The sequence below is a fragment of the Paenibacillus sp. FSL H3-0286 genome, from assembly GCF_045040705.1.
GTDB lineage: Bacteria > Bacillota > Bacilli > Paenibacillales > Paenibacillaceae > Paenibacillus_AQ > Paenibacillus_AQ odorifer.
Genome location: NZ_CP150285.1, coordinates 369,370 through 393,862, shown reverse-complemented (window position 1 = coordinate 393,862; position 24,493 = coordinate 369,370). Strand labels below are relative to the sequence as shown.

24 protein-coding genes are annotated in these 24,493 nt (G+C 44.4%); 3 read left to right on the top strand and 21 right to left on the bottom strand.

Annotation, left to right across the window (positions count from 1 at the left end; all coding sequences use genetic code 11):
* Positions 1-115: 115 nt before the first annotated feature.
* A complete protein-coding gene (locus MHB37_RS01750) occupies positions 116-2,398 on the top strand; it encodes a TPM domain-containing protein (RefSeq protein ID WP_405168878.1) in 2,283 nt (760 codons plus the stop codon).
* Positions 2,399-2,491: 93 nt separating this feature from the next.
* On the opposite strand, the gene MHB37_RS01745 is transcribed toward MHB37_RS01750, so the two are convergent.
* The 20 genes from MHB37_RS01745 to MHB37_RS01650 all read right to left on the bottom strand — a co-directional run bounded on the left by MHB37_RS01745 (position 2,492) and on the right by MHB37_RS01650 (position 22,468).
* A complete protein-coding gene (locus MHB37_RS01745) occupies positions 2,492-4,108 on the bottom strand; it encodes an ATP-binding protein (RefSeq protein WP_341088306.1) in 1,617 nt (538 codons plus the stop codon).
* Between the two features lie 191 nt (positions 4,109-4,299).
* The gene (locus tag MHB37_RS01740) at positions 4,300-5,088 is read right to left on the bottom strand and encodes a formate/nitrite transporter family protein (RefSeq protein ID WP_076124688.1); all 789 of its coding nucleotides are present in this window, start codon (positions 5,086-5,088) and stop codon (positions 4,300-4,302) included.
* Positions 5,089-5,547: 459 nt separating this feature from the next.
* Positions 5,548-6,648, bottom strand: coding sequence for a toxic anion resistance protein (locus MHB37_RS01735; protein ID WP_036687432.1), 1,101 nt, complete (start codon positions 6,646-6,648; stop codon positions 5,548-5,550).
* 11 nt (positions 6,649-6,659) lie between these two features.
* The gene (locus MHB37_RS01730; protein ID WP_076278972.1) at positions 6,660-7,367 is read right to left on the bottom strand and encodes a hypothetical protein; all 708 of its coding nucleotides are present in this window, start codon (positions 7,365-7,367) and stop codon (positions 6,660-6,662) included.
* 34 nt (positions 7,368-7,401) lie between these two features.
* Positions 7,402-8,457, bottom strand: coding sequence for an ATP-grasp domain-containing protein (locus MHB37_RS01725; protein ID WP_076185601.1), 1,056 nt, complete (start codon positions 8,455-8,457; stop codon positions 7,402-7,404).
* Positions 8,454-9,287, bottom strand: a complete 834-nt coding sequence (locus tag MHB37_RS01720) for an HAD family hydrolase (RefSeq protein WP_036687429.1) — start codon at positions 9,285-9,287, stop codon at positions 8,454-8,456. Before MHB37_RS01720 ends, MHB37_RS01725 begins: the two co-directional genes overlap by 4 nt.
* Positions 9,284-10,435, bottom strand: coding sequence for a cysteine protease StiP family protein (locus tag MHB37_RS01715; protein ID WP_076304760.1), 1,152 nt, complete (start codon positions 10,433-10,435; stop codon positions 9,284-9,286). The genes MHB37_RS01720 and MHB37_RS01715 overlap by 4 nt, the downstream gene beginning before the upstream one ends.
* Entirely contained in the window at positions 10,416-11,858 is a 1,443-nt protein-coding gene (locus tag MHB37_RS01710; RefSeq protein WP_081391898.1) for a phosphoribosyltransferase family protein, read from the bottom strand. Before MHB37_RS01710 ends, MHB37_RS01715 begins: the two co-directional genes overlap by 20 nt.
* The gene (locus tag MHB37_RS01705; protein WP_232061116.1) at positions 11,803-13,011 is read right to left on the bottom strand and encodes an HpcH/HpaI aldolase/citrate lyase family protein; all 1,209 of its coding nucleotides are present in this window, start codon (positions 13,009-13,011) and stop codon (positions 11,803-11,805) included. Before MHB37_RS01705 ends, MHB37_RS01710 begins: the two co-directional genes overlap by 56 nt.
* A 225-nt stretch (positions 13,012-13,236) precedes the next feature.
* Positions 13,237-13,977 (bottom strand): TerC family protein, encoded by a 741-nt coding sequence (locus tag MHB37_RS01700; protein ID WP_405168877.1) that lies wholly within the window; start codon positions 13,975-13,977, stop codon positions 13,237-13,239.
* A gap of 27 nt (positions 13,978-14,004) precedes the next feature.
* Positions 14,005-15,285: a TerD family protein gene (locus MHB37_RS01695; RefSeq protein WP_340394855.1), complete on the bottom strand. Its 1,281-nt coding sequence runs from the start codon at positions 15,283-15,285 to the stop codon at positions 14,005-14,007.
* A gap of 133 nt (positions 15,286-15,418) precedes the next feature.
* Entirely contained in the window at positions 15,419-16,000 is a 582-nt protein-coding gene (locus tag MHB37_RS01690; RefSeq protein ID WP_341165175.1) for a TerD family protein, read from the bottom strand.
* A 57-nt stretch (positions 16,001-16,057) separates the two neighbouring features.
* Positions 16,058-16,633 (bottom strand): TerD family protein, encoded by a 576-nt coding sequence (locus MHB37_RS01685; RefSeq protein ID WP_036687420.1) that lies wholly within the window; start codon positions 16,631-16,633, stop codon positions 16,058-16,060.
* Between the two features lie 29 nt (positions 16,634-16,662).
* Positions 16,663-17,259, bottom strand: a complete 597-nt coding sequence (locus MHB37_RS01680) for a TerD family protein (RefSeq protein WP_076124695.1) — start codon at positions 17,257-17,259, stop codon at positions 16,663-16,665.
* A 124-nt stretch (positions 17,260-17,383) separates the two neighbouring features.
* Complete coding sequence (locus MHB37_RS01675) at positions 17,384-17,830, bottom strand: tellurite resistance TerB family protein (protein WP_076185595.1); 447 nt, start codon at positions 17,828-17,830, stop codon at positions 17,384-17,386.
* Positions 17,831-17,986: 156 nt separating this feature from the next.
* Entirely contained in the window at positions 17,987-18,709 is a 723-nt protein-coding gene (locus MHB37_RS01670) for an amino acid ABC transporter ATP-binding protein (protein ID WP_076220274.1), read from the bottom strand.
* A gap of 10 nt (positions 18,710-18,719) precedes the next feature.
* Positions 18,720-19,370: an amino acid ABC transporter permease gene (locus tag MHB37_RS01665; RefSeq protein WP_076124698.1), complete on the bottom strand. Its 651-nt coding sequence runs from the start codon at positions 19,368-19,370 to the stop codon at positions 18,720-18,722.
* A 93-nt stretch (positions 19,371-19,463) separates the two neighbouring features.
* Positions 19,464-20,279, bottom strand: coding sequence for a transporter substrate-binding domain-containing protein (locus tag MHB37_RS01660; RefSeq protein ID WP_340394854.1), 816 nt, complete (start codon positions 20,277-20,279; stop codon positions 19,464-19,466).
* A 229-nt stretch (positions 20,280-20,508) separates the two neighbouring features.
* Positions 20,509-21,384: an N-carbamoylputrescine amidase gene (aguB, locus tag MHB37_RS01655; protein ID WP_076124702.1), complete on the bottom strand. Its 876-nt coding sequence runs from the start codon at positions 21,382-21,384 to the stop codon at positions 20,509-20,511.
* A gap of 55 nt (positions 21,385-21,439) precedes the next feature.
* The gene (locus MHB37_RS01650) at positions 21,440-22,468 is read right to left on the bottom strand and encodes an agmatine/peptidylarginine deiminase (RefSeq protein WP_405168876.1); all 1,029 of its coding nucleotides are present in this window, start codon (positions 22,466-22,468) and stop codon (positions 21,440-21,442) included.
* Positions 22,469-22,768: 300 nt separating this feature from the next.
* On the opposite strand from MHB37_RS01650, the gene MHB37_RS01645 reads away from it, so the two are divergent.
* Together MHB37_RS01645 and MHB37_RS01640 are read left to right on the top strand one after the other, a co-directional pair.
* Positions 22,769-23,200, top strand: coding sequence for an Lrp/AsnC family transcriptional regulator (locus MHB37_RS01645; RefSeq protein WP_076124705.1), 432 nt, complete (start codon positions 22,769-22,771; stop codon positions 23,198-23,200).
* 19 nt (positions 23,201-23,219) lie between these two features.
* Positions 23,220-23,858, top strand: a complete 639-nt coding sequence (locus MHB37_RS01640; protein ID WP_405168875.1) for a LysE family translocator — start codon at positions 23,220-23,222, stop codon at positions 23,856-23,858.
* Between the two features lie 13 nt (positions 23,859-23,871).
* Here MHB37_RS01640 and yfcE read toward each other — a convergent pair whose 3' ends face one another.
* Complete coding sequence (gene yfcE, locus MHB37_RS01635; RefSeq protein WP_076220270.1) at positions 23,872-24,420, bottom strand: phosphodiesterase; 549 nt, start codon at positions 24,418-24,420, stop codon at positions 23,872-23,874.
* Positions 24,421-24,493 lie beyond the last annotated feature (73 nt).

The following is a 24,493-nucleotide window of genomic DNA, read 5'->3' as shown; positions in this document are numbered from 1 at the left end:
AGACATAACTATATAATAATTGGAGTATCTCCAGGTCACCTGATGGTTAATGATATAGTATAATTATCAGCATAATATATTGAATAAAAAGTCCTTCAGATCGGAGCGTGTCAGCTTGAAAAAGTATATAGCTTTATTCTTAATGCTCAGCCTGTTATGGGTACCTGGTGCATACGCCGCTGGAATTCCTGCACAGCAGGGATTTGTTACCGATAACGCTGAAATGTTCAGTTCCGCAGAAGCCGCGTCTATTTCTGCTACCGCTACTGGAGAACTCATGACCATCCATGTACTCACTGTAGATTCCACAGACGGTACTCCAGCTGATAAGTATGCAGACAAGGTTTACGACTCGTGGAAACTGTCCACGCGGGATCTTCTACTGCTGATCTCCGCTGGTGACCAGTCCATTGAGCTAAATTTCTTAAATCCAGACTTTCAAAGCTCGTTAAATACTTGGTCTAAGAATCAGGGAGGGTCCTCGGGAAGTTCAGCCATCCAAAAACTGCTCGACACCTATTTCATTCCTTATGCCAAAAAAGGGGACTTCGCTGGCGGGACAAAGGCTTTGATTAATGCCATCCATTCCATCGGAGATCGTGCCGGCAATACTGGAGGAACCGCAGGAAGCGGGAGCGCAGCCGGGGTCGGGAATGATGTAAACCGCTCCAGCAGCTCCATGTTTATGATTGCAGCGATTCTTATCGGAGCCCTTCTAATCCTCCTTCTACTCTTTGTAATGGTTACAGGTCTGCGTCGACGCAAGCAGCTTAGCGAGCAACAGAAACAGTTATCTAATTTAATGGTCCAGGCAAATCGGGCACTGGAATCGCTAAACCCTTTTCAAGGGATCGTTCAAGGGAAGACGGGAGAGCTAGTCGAAGGTATTTCCAAGCGGCTGTCCGCCAAGCTCGTTGAAATCTCCGCACTACAAAGCGAAGGTCAAGACGTTCAGCCAGCATTTTATCGTTTGGCTGCCCTCAAGACAGCCGTGAAACAATTGCAGCAGACCGAAGCTGCCTTCCGCACAGCGCTTGAAGAGGAAGAGAAACACATTGCTGTCATTAGCGAAGCTGACCGCAATGTCAAACAGCGTATTACAGAGCTGAAAGAGGATACGCCAGAGCTTGAAGAACAGCTGCAAGGTGCAGTTAAAGAAACCGGATATGAGCTTCAAGAAATTGTAGAGGAACTTAAGGAGCTTGCGGAGGAAACTGCTAAGGCAGACCAATTGGAGCTTTTTGATCCCATTGCTGCACAAGAGGTTACCGAGGATGCACAAGAACGTCAGGAAAAAATCGAACAGGATCTGAAGGATGTTGATCTCTATGATGATAAGCTAAACAAATTTCCTACGGTATTAGCTGCGGCACGTGCCAAAATCACCGGGATCATTGAACAGAATTTACTGCACAATATGAAGGTTAAGCCATATGACCACCTAGAGCAGGCCCGCGTAGAATCGTTGACTCTTGAAGCGCCGCTGCGTATAGGAGATATGGATGAGGTGCGCAGAATCGGCGCCAGACTAGATCTGCTTCTGGATGAAGCTGTTGCTATGACAGAGCAGCAAGCACTGCTGCGGCAGAATAACCGCAGAGATCTAGAGACATTCCGCACCACATGGAGCCACTTGAAGCAGCGGCGAGACGAGCTGCAGGCCCGAATTACAGAAGCACGTGTACATTTCGAAGAACAGCATATAGTTAGCGTAGAGAACATTCTGACAGAGTGGAGCACACGTCTTCGGGAAGGCGCAGGTGAAGTGGCGCAAATTGAGAACTGGACCAGTGATGAACGGGGCGAATATGACAAGGCCCACGATGCGCTGGAGCGCTTGCTGTCCTTGCAGGATGAAGCTGGCCGGCAATATGACGGCGTCTCTGAAAGTCTAAATGCATTAAATGAAAGACTGGATAAAGTACAACGTCTCTTCTCCGAAGGACAAAGTCGGGTAGAGACGACCCAGCGAATGCTGCACAGCAGAGGCTTGTCTTCCAGAATCCGCTTTGAGTTATCCTTACTGCCGGAATATAGCCAGTTGGAGCAACGGTTGTCCTCCCGGCCTTACAACCTGGAGGAACTGGAATCGATTGGCCACGCTTATGACGCTCAGATCACTTCCTTTGTGAATGAAGCGAACCGAATCGTTCGCCAAAAGGAAGAGGAAGAACGGCTTGCCCAGCTAGCCATGATGAGAGAGCAACAGCGGCGTGCGCAAGCCCGTAAACGGATGTCCTCCGGTCCTCCTTCTTCAGGCGGATTCGGTGGGGGACGTTCCTCCGGCGGCTCTTCCTGGGGTGGTGGCGGCAGTGGCGGCAAATCCTCCGGCGGCTCTTCTTGGGGCGGTGGCGGCGGCAAATCCGGTGGAAATTCATCGGGTGGCTCTAAGTGGTAATTCCTCACCATTAGATGCAAATGGATATACAAAAAGACTCTTTCGCTTATATGGGCGGAAGAGTCTTTTTAATTATGAATTATTATTGCTGTTTCATTTGTGGTATGAATGTGCCATCGGAAGATAAATTGTAACGGCCGTGCCCACTCCCTCTTCACTAGCTATTGCCACATATCCTCTGTGGGCAGTCACGATTTTTTTGACAATCATGAAGCCAAGTCCATTCCCATCGCCTCTGGTCGTGTGAAAAGGCTCTCCTAATTTCTCCAGAACTTCCTTGTTCATACCCTCTCCATTATCGGTGAAGGTAATCACCTGAAATTCATCCTTCACATCAAGAGTCACTGTAATGCTCCCGCCAAAAGGCAAAGCTTCCATTGAATTTCTTAGGATATTGAGGAAAATCTGCTTAATCTGATTGCGGTCACATTCGATCTCAGCATCATAATGGATCTTTGTATTTAACACTATATTATTCATTTCCACCTGAATCGCGAAGATATTCAATACTTCCAGCAGGATCGTGCTACATTGTTCAGTCATATAATGCGCAGCCTGCGGTTTACCCAGAATAAGAAACTCGCTCACAATAAGATTCATTCTTTCCACTTCTGACATAATGAGATCATAATGCAACAGACGTGAATCTTTATTAGCCAGTTGAAGCATCCCTTTCACCGTAGTCAGGGGATTACGGATCTCATGTGCAATGCTCATAGCCAGTTGTCCTGCGACCACTAGCTTTTCTGTATTGCGCAGCACTTCTTCCGTTCTTTTCATCTCCGTGATGTTGCGCAAACTTCCAATCACACGCGCTAAGTAACCATTCCCATCGTAAACGGGTAGTACATCTAACATATAATGCTCGAACAACCCGTTTTTCTCCTGAATCACTTCTAACCCGGCACATGCGACATGATGTATGATGACATGTTGAAAGTATGCGCCCACATTCCTAATTTCAAAGACACTAGTTCCAACAACAGACTCTTGATGCTCACCACCCAAATGAAGCATAGCTAAACCGTTCTCATTTATATTCACGACTGTTCCGAATTGATCTGTTATGATTACCCCTAAGTAATTGGTCTCTAGCAAAATCCGATTTAATAATTGCAGCTGAGAATTCCCTCTCCGCAACAAAATCTCACGTTCAATCGAGTCAGCCATCGTACAGAGCAGAGGCAGCAAATGGGGATGGGCTACATCTATATCTGCCATAAATGAAATTGTACCTAAAATTTCTTGCCCATTTTCTTTATAAAATGGAGCTGTACAGCATACTAAATGATGCAAAATATGATGGAAATGGTCTCGTCCTGTCAGCTGGAATGGCCTCTGATATTCAAGGGCTAAAGCGATTGAATTGGTACCCACCTCTTTATTCATCTGCACGCCTTCTTTGATGCCTACCTGTCCTACGAGATCAATAATCGTCGCATCTCCTTGGAACGCCAATAGATAACCTGCATCATCCGAAATCGTAACTAGGATCGGGTTCCCTTTGACTGAGGAAAGAAATTTTTTGACAAAAAATTCGATAACCTCAATCACTTCACTATATGCGCTAAGCTGTGCCCCCAATTCATCAGTAGAATATCCCTTTGCAAAGACAGGCGGTTGCTCAGGATCAATTCCTTGGTCTATACAATGCTGATTGGAAGCCTTAATAATGGTCTCATCCGTCAGTATCCCTGTTGTCTCATCCAAAGCCCTTACCCCATTCTGTATGAATCTTCAATTTTGCATTGCATAATTATGTATTCTACCTCTCTCCCTCTAATCCTTTTCAATCCTTAAAAATCAAATAATCCCAATGTTAAAAAATAACTTTCTGCACAAAAAAACTCCACCCTATACAAGAGCGAAGTTTTGGAGAATTATTATTTTCTATTTTTCAGTTAATGCTTAGTGTCATCCAGAAAAGGTTTATTCACATAATAATACATTACCCCCATCAGTACGCCACCGCCAATTAAATTGCCGATCGTAACGGGGACAAGGTTATGCACCACGCCATACCACGATACCGTTCCGGGATGATCAAGTACAAGCGCAATCGCAAAGGTACACATATTGGCAATACTATGTTCATAGCCGGAGATGAAAAAACAGAATACGAATAAGACCATGGCGAACATTTTGGCCCCATCGCCTTTCATATTCATCGGTATAAAAAAAGCCATACAAACGAGCCAGTTACAAAGAATAGCCCGAAAGAAAAGCTGACCTGCCGGGGCTTCCATCTTATGCTCCACTACATATAGCAAAAAACCGTTTACATCTGAGCTATAGAACAGTCCTGTCAAAAAAATCAGCAAGGCAAAAACGGCAGCCCCAAGAATATTACCGATATAACTCATGATCCACATGCGGACAACCTCAGACCATTTCATTTTCCGTCTTAGTGCCGTGTATGTGTAATAAAAAGTATCTCCGGTGAATAAATCCCCACCACCAAAAGAAATTAGAATAATAGCCGCTCCGAAAGTAATCGCAGCCATGGGATATGCAAAGGGGGATTGCTCCATAAAGAAATAGTTGCCTGTCTTAAATGCTACAATTACACCGAATCCGATAAACATACTGGCCAGCATGGCTCTGGCAATATAGCGCATTACGCTTTGCCGGAATATCTTCTGTTTCTTAAGTGCTAATTGTTCAACCTGAAGTAGTGCCTCGTTCTCCATGTGACCTCCTTAGGGATTTTGGTATTTCCAGCTGATTATGGGCTAATCGACAGCCTTGCGTTATTATACCCAATAACCCGCTGGAAATTACTTGAACCAACTCGCGGCAAAAAATCCCTGAATACTTACGGGGAAGCGAAGCTACCTCTTGCTAATTGTCTTCATTCATTTTAGCAATGGCTTCTGCTTTTTCACTGCTGGCGACGATGATAAGCACGAGTATCAAACAGCCTAAAACCATAGCCTATCCCCACTTCCTCCACATGTAGTCTTGTGACAACTTATGTATTTGAATAGGGCTTTATGTTTGGCTACAGTAAACTTCATTTGATTAGATCACGTTTACGCCTATGTAGTTGTAAGCAAGCTACTTCATATCCAAAAAAAAGCAGAGCAGCGAACCCCCAGAAATGAAGACTCACTGCTCTGCTATATTTTTATGAACTTTTTTTAAAACAATTAGTTCAAGAAGCTGCTCAGTTGGCTCTCTGCTTCACCTTGTTTCAGCGCCTCAGGCTTGTCCGCTTCATTGAGTCCTAGACGATTGCCCAGTTGGGTATTGATCGTCGTCATTTTGGATGTATAATCCTGGCAGCTTTCGATAATACGACGGTTTGACTGTTCCGAAGTATCCAATGCGCTAAGCAAATCCCCGATCGCTTGATTCACGGCTTCCATAGACATGGAAGGTTTGGATAGAAGCTCGGTCGTTTTTTCTGTAGTCGTACGCAGCAAGCGTGCATTTTCTTTAAACTGATCTTCAATCGTCTTATTTGTTGCTTCTACAGCGTTGATAACATTCTCCTGATCGGCCAGCGACATCGCAATCATTGCCGACACTGTAATCAGATTAGAAGTTTTATCAATCGCATTATTTACGGAATCGATCAGTTTATCATTATTGTCATTGATGATATCTGTAGCAGCAATCGCTTGATTGTAGAGCAGAATCATCTCTGTCATGGACTGAATACGAACCATCACTTTACGCAGACCACGCTCCAGATAAGCTTTACGGAACTCATTCTCAGGCTTCGCAATCTCCACCTCGAACAGCTCTTTTAGCTTATTGCCGAAGGCAATTTTGGTTTGAAGGTTATAGATCTCCTCCATAGAGGTACGTTTCAGCTGGCGCATATTTACAATACTCTCTTCGAGGGTATCTCTGCCGTCGCGTAGACCAGTAACAATCGCATCAATATTTGTGCGGACAGACTGATATTTGTACACATAGTTCTTCATCGGACTCTTCCGCAGCATTTTGCCGAAAAAGCTAACATTCTTACTCTGTTGCAGATTTTCACACTCATTCCGCAGCTTCATAATCATGTTAGGCACTTCAACACGCTTACCGGACATCAGGTCATTTACCGGACGATCCAGCAGCTTGAGCGTTTGGCCTGCTTTTTCCTGCGTCTTCACCCCAAGCTTCCCGATATCATCCATTAAAGAATCCAACGTGACTGTATCTGTCTGGGATACCTTCTCGATCAATTGTGCGGCTTCTTCGACTACCTTTTGTTCATCTTCTTTTTTTAATTGGATCAACTGCGTGGACATGGGTTTCCCTCCTATAATTCGGAACTGCTATACCGCTGATGAATCAGTTCCGCCTTCGTCTGAAGTTCCATCAGGTCTTTATGTTCGATCGTCGAAGCAATATCCGATATTTTGGAATCAACATCTCTTAGACCGTTCAGCAGCGTTCTCCGATTCTTCGTCTTCGCTTCACCACTTAGGCGCAAAAATGGGTTAATCACACCATTTAAATCCTTCAGAATCAATCTGCGGACCGTATGATTAATATCGCCATTATTGAGCTCCTGCAGCAGCGGAATTACACGTTGAAGTCTCGCAAAAAGCGCCAGTGATTTCTCGACAATTTCATTGTCCAGTGTATCCTTCTGCCCCTCGGAGATAATCATATCTTCCAGAATGCTAAGGTACTCAACTACTGGAGCAAATTCCGGTCCAATCTTCGTTGGTTCGGCCTCAGTTCTACCACTATTGCCCGGATTACCTGGTGCAGCATTATTTGCCACACTAGGTAATTGCGGAGCATTTGCAGAGGGAGCTGGAGCAACAGGCACCGTCTCTGGACCTGCTGGCAGCACCTCAGCCGGAAGGTTGGTTCTTGGACTTCTCGTTGCAAGAACCCCTACCGCTGCACCCGCTACAGGCAACAGCAAGGAGAGTAACTCAGGCAAAAAAGAACTCGTTAATACAGCGACAACATAGCCAATACCGGCATACAGCAATATTTTCGATTTAAATTTAATTTTTCTCACCTCTTGTGAGCGAGATTGCGAACGCTCAATTCACGGGATCCGGAATTACGGATTCGCCGTTTATTTTCATAATTAGCGGCTGCTCTACATGGCTGGCAAGCACATTATCGCCGAACTCCGCAGGCTGGACCTCTCCGCCGAGTGCACTTTTGACAGCCAGGTATGGAAAGTTAATTCCAGACAGACAAGAAATATGAAGACCTCCAGACATCCGGGGGTTAATCTCCAGCAGTTTAGGAATTCCACCACTATACTTCATTTGAATATTGAAATTGAAAGGTATTTTATATACCTCTGCTACCCGGGAAGCGATCTCCTCCAGCTCCGGAATATGCTCCATCAGCCGCAGACGACCGCCAGCTTTACGACGGGGTACAGCCGCTAACAGCCTGCCATTCTCATCTGACAAGCAATCTATACTGTATTCATAACCTTCCAGCAATTCCATCACCATAAGTTCAGGGAATGTAGGTTCACTTCCCAGAATACGATAGGCCTCATCGAAGGATATCAGCGGAGTTACATGACCAAACAGCTCCTGTAAAGGACTACGTGTGTTATCAATGATACGGAAGCCAAGGCCTCCCTCTGTCTCCGTGGGTTTAAAGCATACGTGGTGTCCTTTGGCTACAAGATCATGATAAGCCTCTTTGAACTGCTCTGCTGTACTCACCACATGATAATCAGGAATTGTCATAATCCCTGTTTCCTTAACACTTTCGTAGAACTTCCCCTTATCCATGATGGTCTCCAATAAGTCCAAATCTCTACAGACTAGAACCTTGGTGCCAATCGCATCAAACATAGCAGCATGCAAAGCTATATCCAGCATATGTAACCGTGGAATGAAGATATCGATCTCATTGCGGCGACAGAAATCCACGCAGAATTGAACATATTCTATTCCAGTCAGTGCTGGTTCAGTCCCAGCAACATCAGCACCTTGAAGGGACATATGGTGAATATCAGGATGCGTGGCGAAGATTTGTACAGGAACGCCATCCTCATTATTGCGGATGAGATTCATATAATGGTAAGCGACGGAAAACCAGCGATTGAAATAAATGTTTACCTTTTTCATAGTGGCCCAACTCCCAATACGGTTAAGTTATTATAGATCATGTTTACATACTGTAGAATTTCATCACCAGCAAAAACACCCGCTTGCTTCGTAAAGGGATACCTTGATTTTACAAGACCACTCTGCTGCTCTGCAAATATTTCTCCATGACAAGGAGCAATCGCATAGTCCGCACTTTCTAGTAAACTCTTATCCAACAAGGAATCTCCCGATGCTACCATCGGTTCTGAACGAACCGTCCGGCGCACATGAACAATCGCATCACTTTTATTCACAGCGGCAGGAACGACATATAGCTTGCGCCCTTGTAAGGATACCCGCCAGCCCAAATCATATAATCGCTCTGCCAGATTCGTGATCTCATCCATAGGTAATAAATCACGAACTACTACAAAAGTATAAAATAAATCATCACAATACCGCTCACTAATGATCCATTCCTCGTGCACTACAGACCTAACGTGCATTCTAACTTCTTCTGCCGCAGCCGATTCATTTTGAACAAGCCTGCCCACAGAAGCTCTCCAGCTTTTATCTACTTCGCCACCAATCAGAATATTCCCGCCATTACTAGTAATCGCGTAGTCTGGAATAATCGTGTCTTGAAACAGATTAATACGCTTATACTGCGCTATTGTACGTGTTGTAACGGGCATAAAGATAATACGGGAAGTAAGCTCCATCAGATCAGCCAATGCTTTTTGCGAAATGTATGAAACCGTCTTACCATCCACAACCTCCGCAGGGACCAGGCCCGGAGTATTCTCCGGGACACCGATTGCATTTAAGGAATAGATTAACGTTCGGTCCAAATCACTGGCATAGATCATTCCGTCTCACCTCTCAGCGGCTTAATAATCCCGCAACAGGAGTAGGTGAGTCCAGGGAATACTTCTACTGGAACCCCTCTATCCTCTGCTAAGAGAATAATATGACGAAGATTTGGATTATCCATAGTATCGACAAGAATCTTCCACGGTACTCTGCGCAGCAGCACTCGGGTAGTTTCTCCGACTCCGGGCTTGACCAAATTGATGTTATCTATGCCGAACACTTCTTGAATACTCTGAATATCACGCAGGCCCTGCCATGTAATTTCTGGCGGCGATTGCTGCATCTGTTCAGCAATCGCTTGTGCTTTTTCCGCAACGGAGGAGAAATACGGGCAGATCGCCGCAATGAATACATTGGATACATCCGTATCGAGCCATTCCTTGTAGAATTTAGCCCCATGGAATTCTTCCGGACCGATTAAATCATCGCGCAGCACTGTCCGGCTCATCAGTCCTGACACCGTAGAATTGAGGCATGCACTAGGAATAAGATAATCCTCTCTAGTCCCGAACGTGCCTGAACAGTTCCCGGGATCAGCCAATACGGCCAGGTCATCATTTAGCCGAATGCCATATTTCTCATACAGGCTGTTGCACGCTTCAATCAATACCTGGCGAATAGCCCCTTTCCCCGTCCATCCGTCGACAAACTGCAAATCAGCGTCAAGCCCGTGCTTTTGCAGAATATAAAGGATTGCGTTCTCATCAATCCCCTTGCCCCGAATGATAGAGATACTATAATGCGGCAGATCAGCACCATATCGCTCTTGGATATAACGCTTAATCAGTACACCAATTGGCGTTCCCGCTCTTGCCAAAGAGACTAACACCGTATCAAGTCCCCTTTGAGCGACAATCATCTCAGAGACTACCGCTACTGCTAGAGCGACCTTCTCCGCAGATTGCTCCAGCGTCTCGTGAAATAACTCAATATACTGCTCAGTAGGCTGATATTCCACGGGCAGCATCTCAGAGTAGTGTACACCTGATTGAATGGCGGCCTCTCTTTCGTCAGTCGCCCGCTCCAGTGAAACATCGCTCAGATCCTTAAGCAAAAATATAACATCTGACGGAGAATAGCTGCCTAGCGGGACCGGTTCGGCTATACTTCTGTTTAGAATTTTTTCAGTTACTGTTCCCTTCATAGGTAGGGCCTCCACTTCTTCTTTCCGAGGTCAGTACAATAAGATGCACTTTATGGCGGGCCAGTTTCTTCAGTATATCAAGCATAGGTTTCATACGCTCATGCGGTACATCACGCTCAATCAGCACAAATATATCATCGTATTGACCAGGAGCTATATTATAAATAAAGTTTGTGATTTCCGGATCACCAGCTGAAGGATACGCAGCAGCACTATGTACCCCATAATCCGACCGACGCTCAGGGTGGATTGGACTTCTAGTGGAAGACTGGTAAGCAATCCCTTCCCCCATTTCCGCCGCCACTCTCATCGGAAGATACATAAATTCTCCTACACCCATTACCAAGGCTTTCGGTCCTCTACGCAATTGCCGCAGCTGCTCAGCTATTCGTTTCACACCCTGATCAAGCTCCAGATTATCCTGTGACTCCATTCCGAACCGTCCACTATATTTCATATACGGCGCTGTGTTGATCTCACCATAGGAATCGATAGAGGATACCTCCAGTCGTTCCATTCCATCTTGAGCATAAGTAGTTACAACCTCACACTCAAAAATGGCCTCTCTATCCAGCTGCTCAGTATCCTTATTAAACACCGGTGAACCTATCACTTCAATATTCCCTTGCAGCAGACATAACGACTTAATGCGAATCCCCAGCTCCTGCTCAAGCTCACTATAGTGTTGAAGATTGCTGCCGCTTCTCCAATCCAGAAGAGAGACTACCACATATTCCTCCCGCGGGAATTTTGACTGAATATCTCGAATTGTATTGATCGCGGTTTTCCCGGTCGTAATCTCGTCATCTACCAATATAATGGGCTCTGTCCCAGATAAGAGTTCGGTATCCAAGGCATAACATAGATGATCAACTGCATGGGAATGCTCTTCTACAAAACTTACAACAGACTCCAAATCAGGAATATGCTCACGCGTAGTATGAATATAGGATGCCTGCTCAGCAAAGATGTTGTACACACTGTGACCCAGTGCAGTTGCCGTTTCTGCGAATCCAATAAAAACCACAGGCTTGGGCAAAACCAGCCGGGCCGCTAGTAAATGTTGATAGGCTTCCTTAGCAAATTCAGGATGAATCAGCCCATGAACCGCCATATCCAATAACTTTGTCATACGATCACTATCCACGGAATCGCCGTTCATCTCCTGATATAACAGCAGCGCCAACGCTGCTCCGCTTAGAAGTGAAGTATACGGATCGACGGGGATATGCTTGCCAAGCACCTTACTGACAAACAGAAAAGTTCGTTTTTTATTAATTCGCGCCGCCATAGAAAATAAAGAATCCAGAGGCATATGAAAGGGGTTAAAGGTTTCGGTTACATTCACTTGCAGGTTCTCGACTATGTTATACGTGCGTAAATTCGTTTTCGGGTAATAATCCGACAAAATGCTGTTGTTCATGTAACACCCCGTATATTTGAGATCGTAGTAAAATTCGTCTTGCCCAATTCAGATGGGGCTTAATTTCGTTCATTTTATTAAAATATTGACTCTTAAACACGCCCAGACTGCCATCATTACTTTCTACAATGCTTAAAGCGTCGACGTATTCCTCATGCATCACTGTATACATCGCCTGAACAGGTCTGAGATGAGAAGGATGGATAATCGTCTTACCCACAATTCCATTCTCTTTATCCAAAATAACCTCACGAATTAGCCCGTCCACACTGCTCGAGATATAGCTATTCCGCATATCACGGCCGTTTTTGCCGTAAGTATCCTCAAATGGCGTCTGCCGTAGCTGCGGCCGGAGAACTCGATGACCTTTATTCGCAAAATACTCCCAGACAGGTCCTGAGATCACATATCCCTCTTCAACCCGCCCAAACACATTGATAATGTCCGAGATACAGTCACGGATAGGAGTAAGATCATAAATACTAACATCAGGACTGCGACGCAGTCCGAACAGGCTGGAGAAATCCGTTGCCCCAATTCTGACGTTTAGGACAAGTTCACGGTAATTACGGAGTAAATCACGGATAGATAGCAGACTGTCCACTCGACTTTCCCGATAAATAATAGGTGCAGTTTCCAAGATTGGCATCCCGTAAAGCACAGGATCATTATAACCACGCGTATTGTTGTACTCAGCTAACGTTTCAAAATATTGAATTCCATTGTCCACAGAGAACTTAGGAAATACAAACCCTGTTAACATCGTTACCAAGGATCCCAAGCGGAAAATCATTTGCCGGAGTTGGTCCGGGTTACGTACTCGTATAAAAAGAAGCGGGAGGCTGTTCGATGAATCCAGCTCATTTTCTGCGTAAGCAGCTAGGTAAATAAGATGCTGGATAATAGACTCCTCTGCATTGTCAACCTGGTCATCTCCGATTGCGTCCTCCAGATCTATAATAACCGTCACTAGACCTGCATTCTTGAGCTTAATGATGTCTTCTGCAACACTTGCACGGGTAGCCGGCATATAGAGGGCAGCGCCGACAGCGTAGGCTAACAGTTCCTTGTTCGTGGTATGATCAAATGAGATAGGCGGAGTGTAAAACAAAGAGATTTCTTGTTCTTTCGTCAGGTAATCGAAGTATCTCAAATCGGTTCCCCCTTATAGTTTTGCGAAGCCAAGCAAAACAAGCGTAGACCTCTCCTCATAGAGAGTGTCAGAACCGGCAATACTCTCCCTTGGGGATGGCATCTTGGCTCTCTCAAATATAAGTGAAGGCCTACGCTATAACATATACGATTACCTGAAAGAAGCAGGCGTTTCTATTCTTGCATGATCGGCTCCGACTTCTCTATGGTGCAATTACTTTTTTAATCATGCTCTTTTATGGGCATCTTTTTTCTTACGTCTAGCACTATAGAGGATCGTACCCACGAATACCGCTATAAGGATTGTAAAGAATACGACATGCGGCAATTCAAAACCAAAAGCACCCGCTAGCATCTTACCCGCAATAATGGCGATAAGCAGGAACGCTGCCTGTTCCAATTCAGGGAATTTATCAATAAGCCTCAAGAATACCTGCGCCACTCCGCGCATCATCAGAACCCCTAAGATACCACCCATAAAGAGAACCCAAACCTGATCGCTAAGTCCAAATGCTGCAATAACACTGTCAATACTGAAAGCAATATCCATTAATTCAACAAGGAGAACCGTCTTCCAAAAAGAAGTGCCTTTATTCTCCGTATGCTCTTCGCCACTACCTTTAAATAAACCTTTATATGCGATATAAAAGAGATACAGTGCACCAAGAACCTTAACCAAAGTAAACTTAATAAGAAATGTCCCTAGTCCAATGGCCAGGAATCTGAACAAATAAGCCCCTAAGATACCGTAGAAAAGCGCCTTTTTCTGCTGCTCCTTAGGTAGATGCTTAACCATAACGGCAAGCACAAGCGCATTATCTGCAGAGAGCAAACCTTCTAGTAGAATTAAGCTCCCGATAATCCCCCAGCTCACAGGATCAGAGAGTGTACCTACTACATCACTCCATGAGAAAAAATGCCCGTAATTCTCACTAATATTTCTAAAAAAATCTGCGAACCAATCCATTACACTTTGCGCCTCCGGTAAAATCGATTATTTGCTGCCCGCAACCCAGCGCAGCCCCCAGCCATAGGCTTCATCCATCTCACGATGACCACTGTAATATTGCACCAGCCGTTCAACACTAAATGTTTCATTGCTTACATTCCGGAATAACGCAATGGCACACATCCCTTTACGGTTGTTATGCTCGTCCAAATTTACAATGATATCAGGTCCTCCGCCTTGTTTGATGGTGACAACCCCATCGGCCTCCGACCAGTTGGTTACCCCTTTATAAATAAAGGAAAACACTAGAATGCGTTCAATCTCGGAAATTTTGATACCATTTATACGCAAATTCTCACCAGTAGTTACGGAGCCTGTCCGATCATCCCCATCAAGCATGACATAAGGAGGTTGATTCAATGAGCCAAAGGCATTGCCCAACGCTTGTACCACTCCTTTACTGCCATTCTTCAGTTCATACAGACAAGCAAGATCTAGATCTACGCCATTTTTACGACTAAAGAGTCCGCCCTGCTTCTGGTTCCAGTTGAGATTAATCAACACTTCCCCTAAATTACCACTGGCTGATTTTTTCAAATTGATGGAATCGCCTTTTTTCTTCAGCTCGATTTTCTTCAAGTTGAGATTCATTGGCGAAGGCGGAGGTGTGGGTGGAGAGCTTTCTTCACGTTTCACTGGCTGCGCAGGCGGCGTTGCGAAGATTTGTGGTGGAATCTGCGGCTTAACCTCCGGCTGTGGAGCAGCAGGAGCAGGCTCCTCATTCGCTTCAATACCGAAGTTGCTGCATATCTCTTTCAAACCTCCGGCAAACCCCGCTGCAATGGCACTGAACTTCCATTCACTGTTATATCTATATAATTCCCCTACCACAATGGCCGTTTCCACGGAGAAAAGATTGTCGAGATCACATCGGAGCAGTTCCGCACCTGTCACTTGATTGAGAATCCGAAAATAGGCCTGACTAACTTGCCCAAAACTTTGACCCCTTTTCTCCCCATCATAAATGGTAAGCGTAAAGGCAATCTTCATCACATCGGAAGGAATCTTATCCAATTGAACTTCGAATTGCTTGCGGTCATTGAATCCTGGCACATCCTTATACCTAATATACGATGTGGCTGGATTATTATAAAATATTAAATCCTCGTCTTTACTTACTTTACCCTCTGATCCAAGCAGGAAAGCAGAGCTATCAATCTCCAGAGCAGCTGGAGCATTCCAGCCGATCTCTACGATTATAGAATGAAGTCCAGCATTGCCTTTGGTCAGATCAGCTTTTTGCCCTTTGACTACGTTAACACTCATTCTTACGCCACCTTTATAAATGGAGTAAACCAACTAATAATTTTGTAAAAAAGAACCCCACAAAGTGGAGTCTGTACTGCTCTAAATATTTATAAAAAGGGCAGGATCGGTAATGACCCCGCCCACTTGGATGTTATTGCGCGTCCAGTCCATAGTTTCTGCATAAAGCGCTTAGACCGCCGGCAAAGCCACTTCCAATCGCCTGGAACTTCCAATCCGAACCATTGCGGTAGAACTCACAGAATACAACAGCTGTTTCAGTTGAAAAGTCTTCACCTAAATCGAAGCGAAGCACTTCACGATCATTAGACGCATCTACTACACGTACAAAAGCATTGGAAACCTGTCCAAAGTTTTGTGCCCGAGTTTCATAATCATAGATCGTTACCGTTATTCCGATGCGCTGAATATGAGCAGGGATTTTGCTGAAATCAACAACAATCTGCTCGTCATCTCCGTCACCCTCACCTGTACGGTTATCCCCCGTATGAGTCAAGGAACCTGCGCCACCCGAAGGATTGTTGTAGAATACAAAATCATCGGAGCCCTTGGCCTTACCATCTTCATGCAGTAAAAAGGCTGAGGCATCAAGGTCAAAATCTTGGCCGCCGCTATACTTATTAGTATCCCAGCCCAATCCTACTACTACCTTCGTCAAACCCGGATTAGTCTTGGTAAGATCAATCCGTTGTCCTTTAGAGAGACTGATCGTCACTGACAAAACCTTCTTTCATTTATGAATTCAATTCATCTTTAGCATGCAGAATGAAATTTATTGCAGGCCGTAGTCGCGAGTCAAACCGCTCAAGCCGTCTTTGTAGCCACTGCCGATAGCATTGAACTTCCATTCTGCACCGTTACGATACAATTCGCCTACAACGACACCAGTTTCAATAGAGAAATCCTCACCGAGGTCGAAACGAATCAATTCTTCATTGTTCAGATCGTTTACGATACGTACGTAGGAACGGGAGACTTGTCCAAAGTTTTGGCTTCTTGCTTCAGCATCATAAATTGTAATAGTAAAAGCTACTTTGTCTACATCAGCAGGGATGTTCTGAAGATCCACTTGAACCTGCTCATCATCACCATCGCCTTCACCTGTACGGTTATCTCCGGTATGAACAACAGAAGCATTCTCATTTTGCTTGTTATTGAAGAAGATGAAGTTGGTTTCTTTATCAACTTTACCACTAGCATTGGTCAAAAAGACGGATACGTCCAAATCGAAATCTTTTCCGCCGTCATATTTATTAGTGTCCCAACCAAGACCTACTGTGATTTTGGATAGACCTGGGTTTGTTTTCGTTAAATCGATTTTTTGACCTTTGGATAGATTAATTGCCATGATTACATACCTCTTTTCTTATATTTGGATTATACGTAGCGTTCTGCAAGTTGATTGATATGAGCGGCGTGGCTGCCTTCACCAATTGCAGCGAACTTCCATTCTCCACCTTGGCGATAAAGCTCTCCACAAATAAGTGCCGTAAAACCTGTGTAGTTGTCTGACAAGTTGAATTTAATCAACTCACTATTCCCGGCAGCATTTATTACCCGAATATACGCTGATTTGATCATTCCAAAATCCTGTTTGCGATTCACCGCATCGTAAATGTTAACGACAACCAGAACCTTGTGAACATCGGCAGGAATGGCTTTCAAATTAACCATGATTTGCTCGTCATCTCCGTCGCCTTCACCCGTCAGATTATCTCCGGAATGAATGACCGAGTTGCAAGGACTTTGCTTGTTGTGGAAGCAGATCAGGTTACCCTTCTTAGTTAGTTTACCATCCTCATTTAATAGCAGTGCTGAGGCATCACAGTCGACATTCGCCTGTTTCTTGACTCCAAAGAATCCCCGCGAGGCTTCAATTGGATCCCAGCCTAAGCCCACAATTACATTGGACAAGCCCGCATTACCTTTAGTCAAATCAATCTTTTGACCTTTTACCAGATTAATTCCAGCCAAATCAACGTACCTCCGTTTCCGATAAAAATCATTATCTGTTAGTCTAGCTTTTAGGTGTTATATCAGTGATACGATAAAGAATAAATTACGTTTCAACGAACTTTTATCTATGACTTCACCTAATTTATAAACTGAATTCGCTAGGGTTTAATCCTAAGACGCCACAAATATTCCGCACAACTGCTTTTTCATAATCATCAAAATCACCATCAGCTGATCCAATTGCCGAGCATACGCCCACGATCAGACGGCCCGCTTCTGGTTTGCCGCTAAACTTAGCGATCGCTTTCAAAGCCTCTTGTTTCCCTATTTCCGGAGAGAACTCGAAGTTACTAACATAATGGTTGAATTGAGCAATGACATCTCTCATGTCAAATACCTTCAATTCATTACTTAGATTTATATAGCCGACCATTTTATTCTTCTCTGCATCTTCTATTTTACCGTCAGCCGCAGCAACCAAAGCGCAGCCTGCAACTATCGCGTTCATGAAGTCTTTATTTTTGAATTTTTTCACTTGATCTGTTAGTCCGTTTTTGGTTGTGTTTAACCAGTTTTTAAATGTGCTCATCGTATTTCTCCCTCTATCACTGCAAGATTATGATAACAAAAGATATCCCCAGAGCCTCCTCTCCACGTTCCGACAGATTTTGCATATAAATCCCTGAATTAACCGTTACTCTTCTAATATACCTGATAAAATAACAAGATTCTACTTTCCACTAAATTACAGCACCTTTGATAGAAAGGATCGTGTCCGTTCTTGCATAGGATTTCCGAACAGCTGCTCCGGACTTCCTTCTTCCACAATCTCACCTTGTTCCATGAACAGCACCCGATCCCCCACCTCACGCGCAAAGCCCATTTCATGTGTCACCACGACCATCGTCATCCCCTCACGGGCCAGTTCCTTCATCACCGCCAGCACTTCCCCCACCATCTCCGGGTCAAGCGCTGAGGTTGGTTCGTCAAAGAGCATAATTTGGGGCTCCATAGCCAGCGCCCTTGCAATCGCTACCCGCTGAGCCTGACCCCCAGACAATGAGGCTGGATACATCTCTGCTTTTTCACTTAGACCTACTTTTCGCAGCAGCTCCAGCGCTTTTTGCCGCGCTTTATCCGGAGACCATTTACGCACCTGAACCGGCGCCAGCATAATGTTTTCTATAACCCTCATATGAGGAAATAGATTAAACTGCTGAAACACCATCCCAAGCTCTGTACGGATATCGTTAATCTTCGTACTCGCCGCCATCAAAGAAGTGCCTTCAATTACAATCTCGCCGGCCTGCGGCTGCTCCAGTAAATTAAGGCAACGCAAAAAGGTGGATTTACCCGATCCGGACGGTCCAATAACCACCACTACCTCCTGACTGAAAATATCGATACTTATGTCGGCCAGCACCGTATTTGTTCCAAATGATTTATGTAAGTTCCGTACTGAAATCATAGGCTCCATCCTATTTCAGCCTCCGTTCAACGTAATTCAGCAGCTTGCTAAGAGAATAGGTAAGAATGAAATAAATAAGTGCCGCTGTCAAATAAGGCTCCCATATCCGCAAATATTGCCCTTTCATCGTGTTAGTCCAATACATTATTTCCGGTGCAGCCACCAAAGCCAGAAGAGAGGAGTCTTTCACAAGCACAATAAACTCGTTACCAAAAGCCGGAACCATCCGTTTGATCGCTTGCGGTAAAATAATAAATCTCATCGCTTGCCGACTAGTCATCCCCAGTGAAATAGCCGCTTCCCGTTGCCCACGATCAACCGACTGAATGCCTGCCCGAAAAATCTCAGCCGAATAAGCAGCCGAATTAAGCGACAGAGCAACAAACGCAGTAATTAGAGCATTGGTTTTGCCGTAAAGCGGGGGAATCACTCCAAAGTGAACAATCAGAATCTGCACATACAGTGGTGTTCCTCGAAAAAAATTGATATATGAATGAAAAGGCCAGCGCAAATACCATTTTGGGGCCATTTTGCCAAATCCGATCCCCAGTCCCAAAATAGAGCCAAATAAAATAGAAACTACAGAAATACCGATAGTCAGCAGTGTCCCTTTTAAAAGGACGGGCAAATAATGAATGATAATGTCCATTCTAAAATCCATAGGACTCTCCCCTTCTCTTCTTTATGTCATCTCTCTTTAAAAAAATAAGCATGCGCAATAGCTATCATTACGCATGCTTATTAGGTTTTTTCCTTATTTTGCGTTCAATAAGCTATCCAGGTTAGGTTCTTCGCCGAACCAAGTTTTGTAGATTTCCGCGTACTTTCCGTTTTCCAATACCTTCTTAATAGCCGGATCCAGTTTCGCTTTTAACTCACTGCCCTTAGGGTAAAGAATGCCGTAATATTCCGCTCCGAAATTCTCCGTGTCTACAATCCCCACCAGCTTCTGCTTAGGATTGTTTTTCATGTACTCACGTACAATGGCAATATCCGCTACAACCGCATCGGCTCCGCCGCCATTCAGTTCCATCAATGCCACCGCATTGCTGTCAAAACGTTTCAAGTTAGGGTTGTCGACACCCATTATTCCGCTCATCAGGTCATCTGCAGTTGTGGCCCCTTGTATTGCAACTACTTTATCTTTAAGGTCAAGTGCGTTTTTGATGTCGCTGCCTTCTTTAACCATAATCATATTGGTAGATTCGAAATAAGGGATGGAATAGTCATAGGTTTCTTTACGTTCATCCGTAATCGATACTGAAGATAGCCCTGCTTGATACTCCGTTCCCTGCTTCACACTTTGCAGCATCGTTTCCCAGCCTGTGTTCGTTACGCCATAGTCTATTCCCGCTTCTTCCATAACTGCCTTAATGAAATCGATGTCGAATCCTTTGATTTTATCCGTGTCCATATACTCCATAGGAGCGTAGCTGGCATCACTGGCAAACTTAATTTTCTCCGCTGAGGATTCGTTACCAGCTTTACTGTTATTTGCTCCACAACCTACCAATGCAACCACCACAAATGATATAAAAACTGACATTAAAACACGACCTTTTATTTTCATATCCCCATTCCCCCTATTTTTGGAAATAACTTAAAGAGATTTTAACAGATTAAAGGATTCATGACAATTAACTTTTCTAAATAATGTAAGGTTATATAACACAATATTATTATTTTATACATTTTATGCGTACATCACTCTCAAAAAAAATACCATCAAACAGAAAAAGGCACTGCCAGAGATTCTATTCTCTCTAGCAATGCCTTTAGCATATTTAACTTTAAACCTATTAAAGTGTGATATCTCCATCATAAGAACCGATCAATTTATACAGATCCGGCCGGCGGTCACGGAAGATTCCCCACTCGATCCGGCCAACTTCCAAAGCATCCAGATCGAATTCGCTTACCAGCACGGTTTGCTCCTCACGTCCAGCCTCAACGATTTTATTGCCCTGAGGACCTGCAATGAACGATGAACCGTAGAAATTAATGCTCGAATCCTCATCAATTTCCTCACCAATACGGTTGGAAGCCACGACTGGAATAAGATTCGCAGCTGCATGTCCAAGCATACAGGTCTGCCAATGATCCTTGGAATCGATCGATCCATCCTGCGGTTCAGACCCAATAGCCGTTGGATAGAACAGAATTTCTGCTCCCATCAGGCTCATTACTCTAGCCGCCTCTGGATACCATTGATCCCAGCAGATGCCTACACCAATCTTGGCATAACGAGTGTTCCATACCTTAAAGCCAGTATCTCCCGGATTAAAGTAGAACTTCTCTTCATAACCTGGGCCATCTGGAATATGACTCTTGCGGTATTTGCCCAGCACCGTTCCATCAGCATCAATTACAGCAAGTGAGTTGTAACGCGCGTAATTCTTTTTCTCATAAAAACTAATCGGCAGTACCACTTGCAGCTCCTTGGCTACTGCTTTGAAATGATTAATCGCCTTGTTATGCTCAAGCTCTGTTGCGTATGCGTAATAATCAGCTTTCTCTTTTTGACAGAAATACGGAGTCTCAAACAGCTCCTGCAGCAAAATAATTTGCGCACCCTGTGCTGCCGCTTCTCTGACCAATGTCTCGGCTTTGCTGATATTCTCCTCAATATTGCTGGAACAACTCATTTGTGTCGCAGCTACTTTTACATTTCTCAAGTATCTGTCCTCCTTGTATATAAATGTCCCTTTGGACGTTTAGTTTTCCTTCAAATTATTGCTGTGCAGGCATTTGCTGCGTAGTGCAGTGGACATTTCCGCCTTCGGTGATAACGGCCATTCCGTTAACTGTACGAATCTTGCGATCCGGGAACAAACCAGCCAGCACTTTCTCAGCAAGTGTATCCGTTTCTGTCGCGGTGCCGCCAAACACAGGCAATATAATTCCACCGTTCACGAAATAAAAGTTCAAATAACTGAGCGTCAGACGACTGCCGTCATGATCGACCCGTGGTGGCTGCTGAATCTTGATAATCTCCAGCTTACGCTCTTTGGCATCTGTAGCGTTCTCCAGAATACGCAGATTCTCTTGCGTAATCTCATAGTTCTCATCCTGCGGGTCCTCAGAGACCTGGATAATAACTTTGCCTGGTGCAGCAAAACAAGCAATATTATCAACATGACCATCGGTTTCATCGCCACTAAGGCCACGTCTCAGCCAGATAATAGCTTCTGTACCTGTATAGTTCCGCACGTACTCTTCGATCTCTTCGCGCTTCAGCTCCGGGTTGCGGTTTAGGTTAAGCAGACACTCTTCTGTAGTAAGCAAAGTGCCTTCTCCATCCGTATGAATCGAGCCACCCTCCATCACAAGCGGTGCATCAAAACGGGTGATCTGCGCATGCTCCAGAATCTGCGGAGCCACTTCGTCATCCAAATCCCAAGGTGAATATTTACCGCCCCAAGCATTAAACTTCCAGTTCACACCTGCCATTTGTCCTTCTTTATTAACAATAAAGGTAGGTCCGTTATCACGCAGCCAAGCATCGCTATGCGCAATAGGCAGCAGCGTTACATTCGGTCCGCCGACCAAATGCTCTACCCGCTCCACATCCTCCGGGTTCACAATGACCGTGATTGGTTCAAACTCGGCGATGGCTGTGATAATGTCAGCATAACCTTGGCACACTGACTCGTGGTTATCCGGGAAACACATAGATTCCTGCACCGGCCAGGAGATAAAAGTACGTTCATGCTTGCCCCATTCCGGTGGCATTGTATAGTTCAAATCTTTAGGATTCATGTGTTAACTACCTTTACTAATATATTTGGAGCCAGTCCTACCCTTAAAACTCCTTCCTCATCATACAATAATATGTTCTAGTGCTCAATTCCCTGGGACATTAATAATGTTGGAAGGAATTTTTTTGTTCGCAGCCCCCATTTTACAGTTAAAAAATTTAAGTTTTCATCCGTAACAACGAAGCTAAATTTAATTATTTTAATATAAATCAGGATATCATTTAATAATTTCACTTATTTTAGTGATTCCATTTTCATTTCTAATGGATTTTATATAATTAGCTTAAAGGAGTGGGTTGCAATGGATGACATCGATCTTCAAATCTTGGAATTACTGAAAAGCAACGGCCGCATGACCAGTTCCGAAATCAGTAAAATCGTTCATTTATCCGTGCCTTCCATCACTGAAAGAATTCGTAAACTGGAGAATAACGGAGTGATTGATCAATTCACGGTCAAGTTAAACCGTAAGGCAATAGGACAAACCCTATTGGTATATATTTTCGTGCAGCTGCACGGCTCAGTTGAAACCCAACACTTCCGCACAACCATTATTCAATCGCCGCTAGTACTGGAATGTCATCATATCTCGGGGGAATACGACTATCTCTTGAAGGTGGGTCTACCGGATTTATCCGAATTGGAGGGTTTTATAACGCATACACTCAAGGCCAATCATGACATTGTAAGATCAAATACCGTATTTATTTTGTCCACGTTAAAAGAAGAATAGATAAAAGGAGTGAAGCCTTATGCCTTGGGAGTGGATGGCAAAAGGAATGCTGCTGGGGCTTTCTATTGCGGCTCCTTTAGGTCCTATCAGCATCTTATGCATCAAGAAAACCTTAAGCTCAGGTTTCAAACCTGGCCTATGCTGCGGCTTGGGAGCGGCCACAGCTGACGCAGTTTATGGTAGTATCGCCGGATTCGGCTTATCCGCCCTCACCGCTTTTTTGGTTGATTATAAAACGGTACTGCAAGCCTTGGGCGGGTTGTTTATTTGTTATCTTGGCATGAAGTCGCTGTTAGAACCCCCAGACACAGACAGCACAGCACCCAATTCCCCAAAAAGCTCACTGAATTCATACATAGTAACGCTGTTGCTGACGCTGTCCAATCCCATGACGATTATTTTTTTCCTTGGCATATTCAGCGCATCTGGCGTCCTTCTGTCTCATAGCAGCTCCAATATGCCGTTTCTAGTTAGCGGCGTCTTTCTGGGTTCCGCATTATGGTGGATAGGTTTGACAGGGAGCACCGCTTTGTTCAGAATCAACATAATGTCAGGGCGTTCGAAACAGCTCATGTTCAACAAACTGTCCGGATTGGTAATGTTGTCTTTCGGCGTTGTCTCCCTTATTCAATCTCTCAATCTTCAGGAGTTCCTTTAAACGATATCTCTCACTATACGGTAATCTTTTTTACCACATTGCCTTCAAAATCCTTAACGATAAATTGCCCGCCCTCTAGAATAGCATAGGAATTCGGATTATTCTCTTTAGGCAGCGATATGGAGCCGGGATTCAGTACATACACTCCCTCTTTTACATCGGCAACTGGTATATGGGTATGTCCCTGAATAAAAATATCCTTCTCGGAAAGCGCCGGCAAATGCTCAATGCTAAAGCCATGACCATGTGTAGCGTAAATCCGTCTGCCTTCGTGCAAAAGCATAACATAATCGCCCATCATCGGGAATTCCAGCAGCATTTGGTCTACCTCGGCGTCACAGTTTCCACGTACTGCGGTTATCGGCTTGTTTTTGTTATATGCATTAAGCTTATTAGCAACCTCTTGTGGGTTATAGTCCTTCGGCAGCGGATTTCTTGGACCATGATATAAAAAGTCTCCTAGAATAATAAGACTGTCCGGCTGCTCTTCTTCCACCTTTTCCAAAGCCCGTTCCAGCCAAAATAAAGATCCGTGAATGTCGGAAATAAACATTAACTTCATCATGTATTCTCCTTTTCAACTTAACTTAATTAAATATGCGCTTAGACAATAATCTTAACCTTGAACATACCAC

Coding starts and splice junctions, on each gene's coding strand:
- yfcE (WP_076220270.1), bottom strand. CDS start 24,420: ATGAAGTTAATGTTTATTTCCGACATTCACGGATCTTTATTTTGGCTG.
- MHB37_RS01715 (WP_076304760.1), bottom strand. CDS start 10,435: ATGAAGGGAACAGTAACTGAAAAAATTCTAAACAGAAGTATAGCCGAA.
- MHB37_RS01685 (WP_036687420.1), bottom strand. CDS start 16,633: ATGGCAATTAATCTATCCAAAGGTCAAAAAATCGATTTAACGAAAACA.
- MHB37_RS01720 (WP_036687429.1), bottom strand. CDS start 9,287: ATGATCTATGCCAGTGATTTGGACCGAACGTTAATCTATTCCTTAAAT.
- MHB37_RS01640 (WP_405168875.1), top strand. CDS start 23,220: ATGCCTTGGGAGTGGATGGCAAAAGGAATGCTGCTGGGGCTTTCTATT.
- MHB37_RS01700 (WP_405168877.1), bottom strand. CDS start 13,977: ATGGATTGGTTCGCAGATTTTTTTAGAAATATTAGTGAGAATTACGGG.
- MHB37_RS01645 (WP_076124705.1), top strand. CDS start 22,769: ATGGATGACATCGATCTTCAAATCTTGGAATTACTGAAAAGCAACGGC.
- MHB37_RS01670 (WP_076220274.1), bottom strand. CDS start 18,709: ATGATTTCAGTACGGAACTTACATAAATCATTTGGAACAAATACGGTG.
- MHB37_RS01740 (WP_076124688.1), bottom strand. CDS start 5,088: ATGGAGAACGAGGCACTACTTCAGGTTGAACAATTAGCACTTAAGAAA.
- MHB37_RS01660 (WP_340394854.1), bottom strand. CDS start 20,279: ATGAAAATAAAAGGTCGTGTTTTAATGTCAGTTTTTATATCATTTGTG.
- MHB37_RS01695 (WP_340394855.1), bottom strand. CDS start 15,285: ATGAGTGTTAACGTAGTCAAAGGGCAAAAAGCTGATCTGACCAAAGGC.
- MHB37_RS01675 (WP_076185595.1), bottom strand. CDS start 17,830: ATGAGCACATTTAAAAACTGGTTAAACACAACCAAAAACGGACTAACA.
- MHB37_RS01735 (WP_036687432.1), bottom strand. CDS start 6,648: ATGTCCACGCAGTTGATCCAATTAAAAAAAGAAGATGAACAAAAGGTA.
- MHB37_RS01725 (WP_076185601.1), bottom strand. CDS start 8,457: ATGAAAAAGGTAAACATTTATTTCAATCGCTGGTTTTCCGTCGCTTAC.
- MHB37_RS01650 (WP_405168876.1), bottom strand. CDS start 22,468: ATGAATCCTAAAGATTTGAACTATACAATGCCACCGGAATGGGGCAAG.
- MHB37_RS01710 (WP_081391898.1), bottom strand. CDS start 11,858: ATGAACAACAGCATTTTGTCGGATTATTACCCGAAAACGAATTTACGC.
- MHB37_RS01665 (WP_076124698.1), bottom strand. CDS start 19,370: ATGGATTTTAGAATGGACATTATCATTCATTATTTGCCCGTCCTTTTA.